The organism is Arthrobacter sp. SPT-J7, assembly GCF_059089965.1.
The window spans coordinates 69,641-83,779 of the sequence record NZ_JBNHFF010000008.1 but is presented as its reverse complement, the minus strand read 5'-3'; the positions used below and the strand labels follow the sequence as shown (position 1 = coordinate 83,779).

The window sequence follows — 14,139 nt, the reverse complement described above, 5'->3', positions numbered from 1 at the left end:
CTTCCGGCTCTCCGCCGCGTCCGGACGATTAACACGGGAGGACCCCGGCCGAAACCGGGGTCCTCCCTGCGCAGTGCCAGCTACTGGGACAGGGCCGGGGTGTCCGGAACTTCCTCGATCGCCTTGGGGGCGCCGGTGCTGGTGAAGACGAACGTCGCCGCATCGCCCTCGCCGTCGACGTCCACGTGGATGGTTTCGCCGGGATGGAACTCGCCGAAGAGGATCTTCTCCGAGAGCTGGTCCTCGATCTCCCGCTGGATGGTCCGACGCAGCGGACGGGCACCCATCGTGGGATCGTAGCCGCGGCTGGCCAGCAGCACCTTGGCCGGATCGCTCAGCTCGATCTTGAGGTTCTTATCAGTCAGCCGCTTGCGCAGCCGCTCAACGAACAGATCCACAATCTGGACAATCTCTTCCTCGCTCAGCTGCGGGAAGACCACCGTGTCGTCAACGCGGTTGAGGAACTCGGGCCGGAAGTGCTGCTTGAGCTCATCCTGCACCCGGGCGCGCATCCGCTCGTACCCGGTCTTGGTGTCAGTGCCGGACTGGAAGCCGGTCATGACGCCCTTGGAGATGTCCCGTGTGCCCAAGTTGGTGGTCATGATGATCACCGTGTTCTTGAAGTCCACGACACGGCCCTGGCTGTCCGTGAGGCGGCCGTCCTCCAAAATCTGCAGCAGCGAGTTGAACAGGTCCGCGTGGGCCTTCTCCACCTCGTCGAAGAGCACCACGGAGAACGGGCGGCGGCGCACCTTCTCGGTCAGCTGCCCGCCCTCTTCGTAGCCGACGTAGCCCGGAGGGGCACCGAAGAGCCGCGAGACGGTGTGCTTCTCCGAGTACTCGGACATGTCCAGGGTGATCAGCGCGTCTTCCTCACCGAAGAGGAATTCCGCCAAGGCCTTGGCCAGCTCGGTCTTGCCGACGCCGGTGGGGCCGGCGAAGATGAACGAGCCGGAGGGGCGGTTGGGGTCCTTCAGGCCGGCGCGGGTGCGTCGAATCGCCTGCGAGATCGCCTTGATCGCCTCGTCCTGGCCGATCACGCGCTTGTGCAGCTCCGCCTCCATGTGCATGAGGCGGCTGGACTCTTCCTCGGTCAGCTTGAACACCGGGATACCGGTGGAATTGGCCAGCACTTCGGCCACCAAGTCTTCGTCGACCTCGGCAATTTCGTCTAGGTCGCCGGACTTCCAGGCGCGTTCCTTCTCCGCCCGTTCGTCCTGCAGCCTGCTTTCCTGGTCCCGGAGCGTGGCTGCACCCTCGAAGTCCTGGGCATCGATGGCCGATTCCTTTTGCTTCTTCAGCTGGGCAATGCGCTCGTCGATGTCCTTGAGCTCCGGCGGCGCGGTCATCCGGCGGATGCGCAGCCGGGCGCCGGCCTCGTCGATCAGGTCGATGGCCTTGTCCGGCAGGAAACGGTCGGAAATATAGCGGTGTGCCAGATGCGCGGCGGCATCCAAGGCGCCGTCGGTGATGGACACCCGGTGATGTGCCTCGTAGCGGTCACGCAGCCCCTTGAGGATCAGCACGGCGTGCTCCACGGACGGTTCCTCAACCTGGATCGGCTGGAACCGGCGCTCCAGCGCGGCGTCCTTCTCAATGTGCTTGCGGTACTCGTCCAGCGTGGTGGCACCGATGGTCTGCAGTTCGCCGCGGGCGAGCATTGGCTTGAGGATGGAAGCAGCGTCGATAGCACCTTCGGCCGCACCCGCCCCGACCAGTGTGTGGATCTCGTCGATGAACAGGATGATGTCACCGCGGGTCCGGATTTCTTTCAGGACCTTCTTCAGCCGCTCCTCGAAGTCACCGCGGTAGCGGGAACCGGCGACCAGGGACCCCAGGTCCAAGGTGTAGAGCTGCTTGTCCTTGATGGTCTCGGGCACGTCGCCGCGGACAATGGCCTGGGCCAGGCCCTCAACCACGGCCGTCTTGCCGACGCCGGGCTCGCCGATCAGCACCGGATTGTTCTTGGTGCGGCGGGAGAGGACCTGCATGACGCGTTCCATCTCATGCTCGCGGCCGATCACCGGGTCGAGCTTGGATTCACGCGCGGCCTGGGTCAGGTTGCGGCCGAACTGGTCCAGCACGACGGACCCGGCAGGAGTACCCTCCTGCTGCTGGCCGGCGGTGACCGGCTCCTTGCCCTGGTAGCCAGAGAGCAGCTGGATAACCTGCTGGCGCACGCGGTTGAGGTCCGCGCCCAGCTTGACCAGCACCTGGGTGGCCACGCCTTCGCCTTCGCGGATCAGGCCCAGCAGGATGTGCTCGGTACCGATGTAGTTGTGGCCAAGCTGGAGGGCTTCGCGCAGCGATAGCTCCAGGACCTTCTTGGCGCGCGGCGTGAACGGAATGTGACCGCTCGGGGCCTGCTGGCCCTGGCCGATGATTTCCTGGACCTGCTCGCGAACGCCGTTCAGGGAGACGCCGAGGAACTCCAGTGCTTTGGCGGCAACGCCCTCACCCTCGTGGATCAAACCCAGGAGGATGTGTTCGGTGCCGATGTAGTTGTGGTTGAGCATGCGGGCTTCTTCTTGAGCCAGCACGACAACGCGACGGGCACGGTCGGTAAATCTCTCAAACATCTCGCACACTCCTAGCTACTGCGTACTTTGATGCTACGTGCCAGGCTGCCTCTTGGGAGGTCTGTTCGCCCTAGGGGTAATGCCCTGCCGTAACAGCGCAAAACGGGGCGGACAGTTGACTGTCCGCCCCGCCGATCGATTGCCCGTCAGGGAACGGGCCGCCCGTTATCCCCCGTGGGCGGCCTTGTAGGCCTCGATGATCTCCGACTGCACGCGACCGCGGTCGCTGACGTTGTAGCCGTTGTCCCGCGCCCAAGCCCGGATTGCCGAGGCATCCTGGCTGCGGGGGCTGCTGGCCGGCTTGCCGGCCCTTGCACCACGGGAAGGAATCTTCCGACCGGCGGAAATGTACGGCTTAAGAGCGTCGCGAAGGGCCGCGGCATTCGATGAAGAAAGATCAATCTCGTAGCTGTTGGAATCCATGCTGAAGCGGATCGTTTCATCCGCCGTGCCACCATCCAGATCGTCAACCAGAATGATTTTTACTTCTTGCGCCACGGAAGGCTCCTTTAGTGAGTGGATCTATTTGGCCGGGATTACCGAGCCAAATTGATTATTGCAGCACACTCCATTTGAAGGCAATACGGACCGATTAATCAAAATCTGAGAGAATCAGGCATGAGCTATATCGGTTTGACGATAATGTAGGCCAAACCACATTCGCTGTAGTGCTTAAAGGAGAAACCTCGGACGTTCGAAATCTTCCGAGGTTGTTCGCCTCTATTCGGCGCCGCCTTCAGCGGCGCGCCTATCGGCTTCACGCTCCGCCTCCGCCAATGCTTCACGTTCTTTGCGGTCGGCATTGAATATGGCTTTCATCACGAAATAGAACAGGAGCCCGACGCCAAGCGACGGCGCAAGTACCCACAGATATTCCATGTTTAACCCACCTCCGGCTTCAGCAGCGGGAACAGAATGGTTTCCCGGATTCCGACTTGGGTGAAGAGCATCACCAACCGGTCAATGCCCAGCCCTATGCCACCCATCGGCGGGGCGCCGTATTCGAGGGCGCGCAGGAAGTCTTCATCCAACTGCATGGCCTCTTCGTCGCCGGCCGCTGCCAGGCGGGACTGCTCGGTCAGGCGTTCGCGCTGGATCACCGGATCAATCAGTTCGGAGAACGCCGTGCCGCGTTCCATTCCGCCGATAATGAGATCCCACGCTTCAATCAGCCCCGGCTTATCCCGGTGATTTCGCGCCAGCGGTTGCGCCGCGGGCGGATAATCGTAGACGAAGGTCGGCTGCAGCAGGGTGGGCTCGACGATTTCGCCGAACAACTCAACCACTGTTTTCTGGGTATCCCACTTGGGGTCGATCTTCACGTCGTGCTCGTCGGCAATTTGGCGCAGCACATCGCCGCCGGTCTCCGGGGTGATTTCCCGGCCCACCGCCTCGGACAATCCCGGGTAGACCCCCAGCCAGCGCCATTCTCCATTAAGGTCGATGGTGCCCTGCGGGGTTTCAAGCACGCGGGTGCCCAAGCTGTCGGCCACATTAAGGATCATCTCCTTGATGCGGTCAGCCATCACGAACTGATCGGCATAGGCCTCGTAGCTTTCCAGCGTCGTGAATTCCGGGCTGTGCGTAGAGTCCACACCTTCATTGCGGAAAATCCGGCCGAGTTCAAAGACCCGGTCAATGCCGCCGACCACCGCACGCTTGAGGTAAAGCTCGGTGGCGATGCGCAGGGTCATGTCCTGGTTGAACGCATTCAGGTGCGTTTCGAAGGGGCGGGCTGTGGCGCCGCCGTGGATCAGCTGCAGCATGGGCGTCTCCACTTCCACATAGCCGTGGGAGTGGAGGGTGTCCCTGATGGAACGGATCACGGCTGCCCGGGTGTACACCATTTGCCGGGCTTCGTCGCGGACCATCAGGTCCACGTAGCGCTGCCGCACGCGGGTCTCTTCGTTGAGGCCGGCGTGGAGCACGGGCAGGGGACGCAGCGCCTTGGAGGCCATCTGCCAGGTGTCGGCCATGACGGACAGCTCGCCGCGCTTGGAACTGATGACTTCGCCGCGGATGAACACATGGTCGCCCAGGTCCACCAGCGCCTTCCAGTCCGCCAGCGCTTCCTCGCCGATGTTGGCCAGGCTCAGCATGGCCTGCAGCCGGGTTCCGTTGCCTTCCTGCAAGGTGGCAAAGCACAGCTTTCCGGTGTTGCGGATGAAGACCACCCGACCGGACACCCCGACGATGTCACCGGTGGTTTCGTCCGCCTCCAGGTGGCCGTACTTTTCACGAACTTCGGCCAGCGTATGGGTCCGGTCCACACCCACCGGGTAGGCCTCCACACCGCGCTCCAAAAGTTTGGCGCGCTTGGCCATACGCACGTGCATCTGCTCGGAGGCGTCTGCAGCTTCGGCTGCGGGATGTGGGGTGGGGGAATTTTCGCGGGTCACGGTAGTTAAGGGTACCGGTACCCGGGCCGGGCCAGCCAAACGCCCCTGGCTCAGTAACCCAGCTGCACGTTGTCGATCAGCCGCACCGGGCCGACCTTTGCCGCGACCAGCGCCAGGGCCTCGCCGGTGAACGGGGTTTCCCGGCAGTTGAAGGCCAGCGGCTCCAGGGTCGTCGGGTCCACCACTTCCAGGTAGTCCGGCCGCACCTGCGGCGCGGAGTCGATCATGGCCAGGGCGCCGTCGATGTCGAGGGCTTCATGGCGGTCTGCCTGTCCGCGCAGGTACGCCAGGCTGCGGGACAGCACCAGCGCGGCCTCCCGCTCCGCTTCGGAGAGGAAGCGGTTGCGGCTGGAGAGAGCCAGCCCGTCGTCGTCGCGCACTATGGGCACTCCCACCACCTCCACCGGGAAGTTCAGGTCCGCCACCATCCGCTTGACCAGCACCAATTGCTGGGCGTCCTTCTGGCCGAAATACGTCCGATAGTCCGCGTCAGCGGCCGGCATCCCGAGATGCAGCAGCTTGGCCACCACGGTGAGCGCTCCATCGAAATGGCCGGGGCGGGAGGCCCCCTCGAACTTCGCGCCGAGTTCCCCGGCGGTGATCCTGACCACCGGCGCGCCGCCCGGATAGACCTCGTCCACGCTCGGCGCAAACACCACGTCCGCGCCGCACTCCGCCAGCAGGTCCAGGTCGGCCTCGAGCGTGCGCGGGTACCGGTCCAGATCCTCCTGTTCCCCGAACTGCAGCGGATTCACAAAAATGGAAACCACGACGACGTCGCTCGCCTGCCGCGCGGCGCGCACCAAGGCGGCATGGCCGGCGTGCAGCGCACCCATGGTCAGTACCAGTCCCAGTGACGGCCGTCCGCCGGCTCCGGCTGCTGCCAGGAGTCCGGTGGTGGCTTCCTTTAGTTCGGCTTGGGTTTCCACCAGCTGCGGACGGGTCACGGGTTCTCCTCCGGATGGGTTTGGGCCAGAATGTCCAAAATTTCAGTGGCCTGAGCGTCTTTCAGCAGGCCCCGCTCCAACGCGCGCTGGGCGGTGGCGCGGGCCAACTCCTCGTAGGCCAGCCGGATGTCGGTGCTGCCCGAGTCCACTTCACGGCGCAGCAGCGCTTCATGGTGGCTGCGGACCGTGCCGACGTCGCCGCGCGCCACCGGCCCGGTCAGTGCCGATTCGCCGGAGGCCAGCGCGTTCTCCAAGGATGCCCGCATCAGCGCGCTGAGCACCCGGTCCGGCTGCTCCACGCCAGCCTCGGCCAGCAGCTGGGCGGACTGCGCCGCAATAGTCACCAGATGGTTCGAGGCATGCGCCAAGGCCGCATGGTATAGCGTGCGGTCCCGCTCGGCGATGACCACCGGTTCGCCGCCCATCTCCACCACCAGCGCCTGCGCTATCGGCAGCACCGTGGCTTCGGCGGTCACCCCGAAACTGCAGTCAGTCAACCGGGCCAGGTCAAGGCTCATCCCGGTGAAGGTCATGGCGGGGTGGATGGCCAGCGGGATGGCTCCTTTCGCCCGTGCCGGCGCGAGCACGCCAGTGCCGAAGCGTCCGGAGGTGTGCACCACCAGCTGGCCCGGTTGCCAGACCCCTGCCGTGGCAAGGCCGTCCACCAGTTCCGGCAGCGCATCATCCGGCACCGCCAGCAGGACCAGTTCGGCCCGTTCAACGATCTCCGGGATCTGGAGCACCGGCACGCCGGGCAGCAGGTTCTCCGCCCGCTCCTTGCTGTCCTCTGACACTGCGGAAACGCCGACGACGGCGTGTCCGACGCCGCGCAGCGCGGCGCCGAGGACGGCCCCGACCTTGCCAGCACCGATCACGCCGATGCCCAGCCGACCGGGCCTAGTGCTGCCCGCCATGGCGGCTCTCCTGCTCCGGTTGGGGTCCGTTCTGCTGCCGTTGGTGTTTGTCCGGGTGGCCGGGACCGAACTGGCCGCCCGGACGCTCGATGGTTGCCTTCGGCCCGCTGCTGAATTCGGGCCGCGGTTCGGCCGAGTATTCGGGCTGGGGTGCGGGCGTGGATTCGGGTCGGGGTGCGGGCGTGGATTCGGGCTGGGGCTCCGCCGCGGACCCCGGTCGGGCCTCGAGCCAGCGCTCGGGAAGACTGCGGCGCCTGGCGACGGCGGCCCGGGCCGCCTGCTCGTCGAAGAGCCGGCGGGCGGTGTCCGCGTCCACCTGATAAATCACCGGCGTGACCGGCCCTGCGGTGGTATGCAGCCGCAGGTCGGCCACGTGCAGGCGCCGGGCCAACGGGCCTTGGTGCAGCGCGATGGATTGGGTCCGCTCGTGCGGCACCACGGCGAGGCTGCGCCACAGCCGGCCGCTGCGGGCCAGCAACGCGGTGCCCGTGACGGCAAAACCGTTGCGCCGCCAGGTCAGCCAAGAGAGCCAGCGCACGCGCCGCGGCGAGGTGACAAAGCCGCCGTCGGAGGCACCGCCGTCGTTGTGATCGCTCGCTGCAATCCCGTCCAGACCCGCGGCGAAGACGGTGAGGGGGTCCTCGGTGCCCGGGTCCGGGAGCACCAGGGCCAGCATCTGCATGACTTCCTGCTGCGTACCTACCGGCAACAAGGTGGTGCGGGCCCCGGAATTCTCCGTGCTGACACCGTAGCCGGCCACGTTGACGCGCATCCGGTACCAGCCCTTGAAGCGCCACAGCGGCGACTGCATGATTTCCACTGCCTGCACCCGGCCCGGCGGAACGGTTTGCGCCCGGGTCTCCAGCAGCCCGTAGCGCAGCCGGATGCCGTCCGGGGAGAGGGCGGCACGGAAGTTGTAGCCGGTGCTGAAGGTTGACCAGTAGCCGGCTGCCACACCGAACGCGGCGGGCAGCAGCAAAGCCGGGCCGAACGCTGCGTCGAAGACCAAGGTGGACAGCACCGCCGCGGCCAGCATGATGGCAAGGAACACCGTGGTGCCGGAGAGCAGAGCGGCGCCGACAATCCGGCTGCCCGGCACGGCCAGGATCTGCTGTTCGGGGGCCTCGGGTACCGGATCCTGGGCATGGCCCGGCGCACTGGTCAGCCCGGCGGCCCGGGCCAGGATGGTGGCCCGAAGTTCCTGCGCCGAGGCCAGCGGAAGGTATGCGAGGCGCACGGCGGACTCGCCGGCGTCGGCCACCTCGAATTTGAGTTCGGCCAGGCCGAAGATCCGGGCCAGCAGGGGCTGGATGACGTCGATCGCCTGCACCCGGTCAAGCCGGGCCTGACGGTGCTGGCGGAACAGCACGCCAGAGTTCACCCGGACGTGGTCGTCGGTCACTTGGTAACGGGTAAACCACCAGGACAGGAAGAACCCGGCCAGCAGCAGCAGGACAACACCGGCCACGACCAGCACGGTCCAGACGGCGCGGCCGCCGGTCAGCCCCCAGAATTCCTCACCGCGGAACACGGTCTCAAACCAGTCGCGGCCAAAGAAGTAGGCAATTGCCGCCAGCGCAATCCAGCCGCGCACCAGCGGCGAAATGGGATGCACCCGGTGCCAGGTGCCGGTGGTGTCCGGGGTGAGCGGCACGCCCTGGGAGGCCGGCACCACTTCGCCGGACGCTTCCGGTCCCCGCCCGAGCAGCGGGTCCCGCCCGAGCAGCGGGTCCCGCCCGTGGGGCGGGTCCTGCCCGGTGCTGCCGGGAGTGGTCATAGCCCCGCCAGCCTTGCCTGTCCGCGGTCGGAGAGCTGTTCGCGCAGCCGTGCGCCTTCGGCCGCCGGCACCCCCGGGATGCTGGCATTGGTCTGCGGGCTGGCAGTGTGTAGCTTCACCGAGCACAGGCCGAAGGCGCGCTGGAGCGGGCCCACGGCAACGTCCACGTACTGCATCCTGCCGTAGGGAACCACCATGACGCGCTGGAAAAACAGGCCGCGCCGGATCAGCAGGTCTTCGTCCCGTTCCGCGTAGCCGATGGCCCTGACCTGGCGCGGGATCAACAGTCCCATCCAGATCCGGATCACCAGGGTGCCCACGCTCAGCAGCCAGGCGAGCCAGGCCGGGAAATCGGGCCACACACCGGTCAGCATCAGGACCAGCGGCACAGACAGCACGGCGAGTTCAACCACGGTGAGGATCGCCCAGCCGATCAGTTCCACGGTGATGTACTTGGGCGAGACCCGGATCCAGCTAATGCCTGCCGGATCGATCGCTTCGCTAGGCATACTCCCCCTCGCCTTGGGCCTCGGTTCCGTTGTTCTTGGCCACGTCGGTGTCTTCGGGCGGGAGCTTGCAGAAGCGCTCCACCACCAGCCCTATCACCACCATGATCAGGCCACCGCCCATCATAGCCAGCACGGACGGCAGTGCACCGAGGCCGGGCCGGTACAGCAGCAGGACGAGCTGGTCCACCAGGATGCCGGCGTGCCAGCCGAAAATCAGCGACCCGGCATAGGCGCAGGCCTGGGCCAACACCAGCGTGCGCGCCGCCAGCACCGGATTCAGTTCCTTGTCCCGTTTGCCGTTGCGCCAGCGGCGCACCTTCAGGCCCAGCACCAGCGTGAACACGGCGATGGCTGCCATCGTGACCAGCGAGGAGAGATGCAGGAACGGCACCGGCAGCCCGTTGCGCTCGGTGACCTGGTTGCCCAGCCATCCCAGCGCGGCGGTGACGACGGCGATGGTCGCCAGCCAGCGGTACCTGATGGTCCTCACGAAGCCCCCACTCCGCCGGACACTACTGACCAGCTTCGAACGGTTCGGCTTCGTAGGGCTCTACACCGTCCAAGTCCCCGGCCGCCTTCGCCAGTTCGCCTACCGGTACGCCGTTGAGCGTGGCGTTCGAGTCCATCCACGCCCAAGGTGCCAGAACAAAGGCGCGTTCATGCGCCCTCGGATGCGGGATGGTCAGGTCTTCGTCGTCCAGGGTCAGGTCGCCGTAAGTGATGATGTCCACGTCCAGTGTCCGCGGGCCCCAGCGCACTTCGCGCGTGCGGTGGTGCTTGTTCTCCACCGCCTGGCAATGGGCCAGCAACTGGTGCGGATCCAAGTCGGTCTCCACTTCCAGCACCATGTTCAGGTAATCCGGCTGGTCCTCGGGACCGCCCACCGGCTTGGTCTGCACCACCGCCGACACTTCACGCAGCCGCACATGGGGCGTGTCCACCAGATCCGCCACCGCATGCGAGAGCGTGTCACTGCGTTCGCCGAGGTTGCTGCCCAGCGCCAGGACAGCGCGCACGCTGCTCATGGCTGCTCCCGGTAGATGCTCACCGTCACGTCGGAGAACTCCACCTGGATGGGCGCCTGGGGTTTGTGCACGGTGACCTCCACGGCCGCCACGGAGAACGTGCGCAGCACGTGGTCCGCAATCCGTTCGGCCAGGGTTTCGATCAGCTGCAGCGCCTCGCCGGTGATGATCGCTTCCACCTGGTCCGCGAGCTCGGCGTAGTTAGCCGTCTTCGTCAGGTCGTCGCCGGCTGCCGCGGGCCGGATGTCCGTGTGCAAGGCAACGTCCACGATGAACGGCTGCCCGTCGTGGCGCTCGTGTTCCAGCACGCCGTGGTAGCCCACGGCGGAAATGCCGGTGAGCTTGATGATGTCCGGGCGCGCCGGCCCTCCCGCAGCCATGGCCGCCCTACTTGGCCCAGGCGGCGGCGACCTTGACAGCGTCAAGGGTGGCACCGGCGTCGTGCACGCGCACGCCCCAGGCGCCGTTGGCCGCGGCCAGTGCGGAGACCGCCAGCGTCGCCTCGTCGCGTTCCTTGGGCGCGGCGGCCTTGCCCGCGGAAGTCAGCAACGACCCCAGGAACCGCTTGCGCGAAGCACCGATCAGCAGTTTGTGTCCCAGCTGGGCAAACTGCCCGGTGGCGCGCAGCAGTTCCCAGTTATGTTCAGCGTTTTTGGAGAAGCCCAGGCCCGGATCCAGGATGATCTGCTCCGGCGCCACGCCGGCGGCAACGAACTTGTCGCGCAGGTCAGTCAGTTCCGCGAGGACCTCGGCCACCACATCCTGGTAGTCCGCCTGCGGATCGGCATGGCGGGCGTCGCCGCGCCGGTGCATCAGGATGTAGGGGACCTTCCGCTCCGCCACCAGGGCCGGCATGTCAGGGTCGAAGGTCATGCCGGACACATCGTTGACAATGGCTGCGCCGGCGTCCAGCGCCTTCGCGGCGGTCTCCACGTGCATGGTGTCCACGCTGATCAGCGCACCGGCCTTGGCCAGCGCCTCGATGACCGGCAGAATGCGCTGCTGCTCTTCGGCCGGGGTGATCGAATCGGCGTTCGGGCGGGTGGATTCCCCGCCCACGTCGATGATGTCGGCACCGCCATACAGCAGCTTCAGCCCGTGGGCGATCGCCGCTTCCCTGTTGGCGTGCTCACCGCCGTCGCTGAACGAATCCGGCGTCACGTTCAAAATGGCCATGACGATGGCACGGTCGGTGGGCAGGTCCGCGAACTTCTTGGGCTGGCGGGCCTTGCGCAGCACGGGCAGGGGCGAGGTGGCGGGCCCGGTTCCGGGGACTGCGGCGAGTGAATCCATCTAGTTCTACCGTCTCTATCTCTTCGCTATCGTCCAATAATCAGGCTCATGGCCTCGGCCCTGGTGGCCTGCTCGCGCAACTGGCCGCGCACGGCCGAGGTGACCGTCTTGGCCCCCGGCTTGCGCACCCCGCGCATGGACATGCACATGTGCTCGCACTCGACGACGACGATCGCGCCCTTGGGTTCCAAGTACTTGACCAGCGCCTCCACGATCTGCGTGGTGAGCCGTTCCTGCACCTGCGGGCGGCGCGCGTAGATCTCCACCAGGCGGGCCAGCTTGCTCAGCCCGGTCACCTTACCTTCATGCGACGGGATGTAGCCAATATGCGCGGTGCCGTGAAAGGGCACCAAATGGTGCTCGCAGGTCGAATAGAACGGAATGTCCTTGACCAGCACCATTTCCTCGTGGTTGATATCGAACGTGGTGCCGAGGATCTCGCCCGGATCCTGGTGCAATCCGGCGAAAACCTCCGCATACGAACGGGCCACCCGCTGGGGGGTTTCCTGCAGGCCTTCGCGGTCCGGATCTTCGCCGACGGCGATCAGGATCTCACGCACCGCCTTCTCGATCCGCGGCAGGTCGATCTGCGGGTCAAACTCCAGCTCGGCAACGACGTCATCGTATTCGGTCACGTATGCGATCCTAGCCGCTGGTGCCCAAAACGCCGCCTCGGCTGTCGTCCTCCGGCAGGTCTCCGCCGGCCGGATTCGGGTCCACGATCACCGCCGCATGGCTTTCTTCTTCCTGCTGGCCGTTGGCAGCGGCTTCACGCTCCCGCCGGGAGACCACGGGCGGGATGTCGTGGACCGGACGGGTCTCCTTGGACAGCCACACGTCGCGGAGGTCGCGGCGGCGCAGATCATGGAAGATCTCGGCGATCTCGCGCTGGTTCAGCGTTTCGCGCTCCAGCAAGGCCAGGGCCAGCCGGTCCAGCACGTCGCGGTTTTCGGTCAGGATCGCGTAGGCCTCGTCGTGGGCGTCGTCGATGAGCCGGCGTACTTCCTCGTCCACCACGAACGCCACGTGGTCGGAGTAGTTGCGTTCATGCGACATGTCGCGGCCCAGGAACGGCTCGCCGCCGCCCTGGCCCAGCTTCACGGCACCGACGCGTTCGCTCATGCCGTACTGCGTGACCATCTGCCGCGCGGTGCCGGTAGCCTTCTCAATGTCGTTCGAGGCGCCGGTGGACGGATCGTGGAAGACGATCTCCTCGGCCACCCGGCCGCCCATGGCATAGGCCAACTGGTCCAGCAGCTCGTTGCGGGTCACGGAGTACTTGTCATCCTCCGGCACCACCATGGTGTAGCCCAGGGCCCGGCCGCGGGGCAGGATGGTGACCTTGGTGACCGGGGCGGAGTAGCGCAGCGCGGCCGCGACCAGCGCGTGGCCGCCTTCGTGGTACGCAGTGATCTTGCGCTCGTGTTCCTTCATCACGCGCGAGCGCTTCTGCGGGCCGGCCATCACCCGGTCGATGGCTTCGTCCAGTGCCCGGTCGTCGATCAACTGGGCGTTGGAGCGTGCGGTCAGCAGCGCCGCTTCGTTGAGCACGTTGGCCAGGTCTGCGCCGGTGAATCCGGGCGCACGCTTGGCCAGCGACCGCAGGTCCACGCCGGGGGCCATCGGCTTGCCGGCCGCGTGCACCTGCAGGATCTGGTGCCGGCCTTCCAGGTCCGGGGCCTCCACGGAGATTTGCCGGTCGAAGCGGCCCGGGCGCAGCAGCGCCGGGTCCAGCACGTCCGGACGGTTGGTGGCGGCAATCAGGATGACGTTGGTCTTGACGTCGAAGCCGTCCATCTCCACCAGCAACTGGTTCAGCGTCTGCTCGCGTTCGTCGTTGCCGCCGCCCACGCCGGCGCCGCGGTGCCGGCCCACGGCGTCGATCTCGTCCACGAAGATGATGGCCGGCGCGTTGGCCTTGGCCTGCTCGAACAAGTCACGGACACGGGAGGCACCGACGCCCACGAACATCTCCACAAAGTCCGAACCGGAGATGGAGAAGAACGGTGCGCCGGCCTCGCCGGCCACGGCGCGGGCCAGCAGGGTCTTGCCGGTACCGGGCGGACCGTAAAGCAGCACGCCCTTGGGGATCTTGGCGCCCACGGCCTGGAATTTGGCCGGCTCGGAGAGGAACTCCTTGATCTCGTGCAGTTCCTCCACCGCCTCGTCCGCGCCGGCGACGTCGGCGAAGGTCACCTGCGGCATGTCCTTGGAGATCAGCTTGGCCTTGGACTTGCCGAACTGCATGACCTTGGAGCCGCCGCCCTGCATGCGCGAGAGCAGGAACCAGAAGATCAGGCCGATGATCAGGATGGGCAGGATCAGGCTGATGAAGCTCATGAACCAGTTGTTCTCCACCGGCTGGTCGGTGAAGTTGTCCACTCCGGAGGCGTTGATCGCGTCCACGATGTCCGGTCCGCGGTCGCGGCTGTAGAAGAAGGTGACCGATTTGCCCTTGTTGGCGCCGTCGATGACCAGATCGTCGCGCAGCGTCAGGTCGACGCTTTGCGCGCCGTCGTTGATCCGGGCTTGCTCCGCCTTCTTGTCCTGCAGCAGCGAAAGTCCCACGCTGGTATCGACCCGCGATGACTGCGGCCCGGCCAGGTTGGGTACGGCGATCAGGAGGATGACCAAGACCAGGACAATCCAGATGATTGGTCCCTTGAAAAGGTTCTTCAATTTCATGCGACTTGGGG

At 66.1% G+C, this 14,139-nt stretch carries 14 protein-coding genes; all 14 read right to left on the bottom strand.

What is annotated here, in order from left to right:
• Window positions 1-80 precede the first annotated feature (80 nt).
• The 14 genes from AC5RWX_RS13900 to ftsH all read right to left on the bottom strand — a co-directional run bounded on the left by AC5RWX_RS13900 (window position 81) and on the right by ftsH (window position 14,128).
• Window positions 81-2,579 (bottom strand): ATP-dependent Clp protease ATP-binding subunit, encoded by a 2,499-nt coding sequence (locus AC5RWX_RS13900; RefSeq protein ID WP_493940184.1) that lies wholly within the window; start codon window positions 2,577-2,579, stop codon window positions 81-83.
• Window positions 2,580-2,744: 165 nt separating this feature from the next.
• A complete protein-coding gene (locus tag AC5RWX_RS13895; protein ID WP_493957810.1) occupies window positions 2,745-3,077 on the bottom strand; it encodes a histone-like nucleoid-structuring protein Lsr2 in 333 nt (110 codons plus the stop codon).
• A gap of 222 nt (window positions 3,078-3,299) precedes the next feature.
• A complete protein-coding gene (locus AC5RWX_RS13890) occupies window positions 3,300-3,458 on the bottom strand; it encodes a hypothetical protein (RefSeq protein WP_493940182.1) in 159 nt (52 codons plus the stop codon).
• 2 nt (window positions 3,459-3,460) lie between these two features.
• A complete protein-coding gene (lysS, locus tag AC5RWX_RS13885) occupies window positions 3,461-4,978 on the bottom strand; it encodes a lysine--tRNA ligase (protein ID WP_493940181.1) in 1,518 nt (505 codons plus the stop codon).
• A gap of 50 nt (window positions 4,979-5,028) precedes the next feature.
• Window positions 5,029-5,925 carry a pantoate--beta-alanine ligase gene (gene panC / locus AC5RWX_RS13880; RefSeq protein ID WP_493957809.1) on the bottom strand — a complete coding sequence of 299 codons (897 nt, stop codon included), beginning with the start codon at window positions 5,923-5,925 and terminating at the stop codon, window positions 5,029-5,031.
• The gene (locus tag AC5RWX_RS13875) at window positions 5,922-6,839 is read right to left on the bottom strand and encodes a Rossmann-like and DUF2520 domain-containing protein (protein WP_493957808.1); all 918 of its coding nucleotides are present in this window, start codon (window positions 6,837-6,839) and stop codon (window positions 5,922-5,924) included. Before AC5RWX_RS13875 ends, panC begins: the two co-directional genes overlap by 4 nt.
• Entirely contained in the window at window positions 6,823-8,616 is a 1,794-nt protein-coding gene (locus AC5RWX_RS13870; RefSeq protein ID WP_493957807.1) for a PH domain-containing protein, read from the bottom strand. The genes AC5RWX_RS13875 and AC5RWX_RS13870 overlap by 17 nt, the downstream gene beginning before the upstream one ends.
• Window positions 8,613-9,125, bottom strand: a complete 513-nt coding sequence (locus tag AC5RWX_RS13865; protein WP_493940177.1) for a PH domain-containing protein — start codon at window positions 9,123-9,125, stop codon at window positions 8,613-8,615. The genes AC5RWX_RS13870 and AC5RWX_RS13865 overlap by 4 nt, the downstream gene beginning before the upstream one ends.
• A complete protein-coding gene (locus AC5RWX_RS13860) occupies window positions 9,118-9,615 on the bottom strand; it encodes a DUF3180 domain-containing protein (protein WP_493940176.1) in 498 nt (165 codons plus the stop codon). The genes AC5RWX_RS13865 and AC5RWX_RS13860 overlap by 8 nt, the downstream gene beginning before the upstream one ends.
• Before the next feature lie 22 nt (window positions 9,616-9,637).
• Entirely contained in the window at window positions 9,638-10,150 is a 513-nt protein-coding gene (folK, locus tag AC5RWX_RS13855) for a 2-amino-4-hydroxy-6-hydroxymethyldihydropteridine diphosphokinase (protein ID WP_493940175.1), read from the bottom strand.
• Window positions 10,147-10,530 carry a dihydroneopterin aldolase gene (gene folB / locus AC5RWX_RS13850; RefSeq protein WP_493957806.1) on the bottom strand — a complete coding sequence of 128 codons (384 nt, stop codon included), beginning with the start codon at window positions 10,528-10,530 and terminating at the stop codon, window positions 10,147-10,149. Before folB ends, folK begins: the two co-directional genes overlap by 4 nt.
• Before the next feature lie 7 nt (window positions 10,531-10,537).
• The gene (gene folP, locus AC5RWX_RS13845; RefSeq protein ID WP_493957805.1) at window positions 10,538-11,443 is read right to left on the bottom strand and encodes a dihydropteroate synthase; all 906 of its coding nucleotides are present in this window, start codon (window positions 11,441-11,443) and stop codon (window positions 10,538-10,540) included.
• Window positions 11,444-11,469: 26 nt separating this feature from the next.
• Window positions 11,470-12,078 (bottom strand): GTP cyclohydrolase I FolE, encoded by a 609-nt coding sequence (gene folE / locus AC5RWX_RS13840; protein WP_493940172.1) that lies wholly within the window; start codon window positions 12,076-12,078, stop codon window positions 11,470-11,472.
• Between the two features lie 10 nt (window positions 12,079-12,088).
• Window positions 12,089-14,128: an ATP-dependent zinc metalloprotease FtsH gene (ftsH, locus tag AC5RWX_RS13835; RefSeq protein ID WP_493940171.1), complete on the bottom strand. Its 2,040-nt coding sequence runs from the start codon at window positions 14,126-14,128 to the stop codon at window positions 12,089-12,091.
• Window positions 14,129-14,139 lie beyond the last annotated feature (11 nt).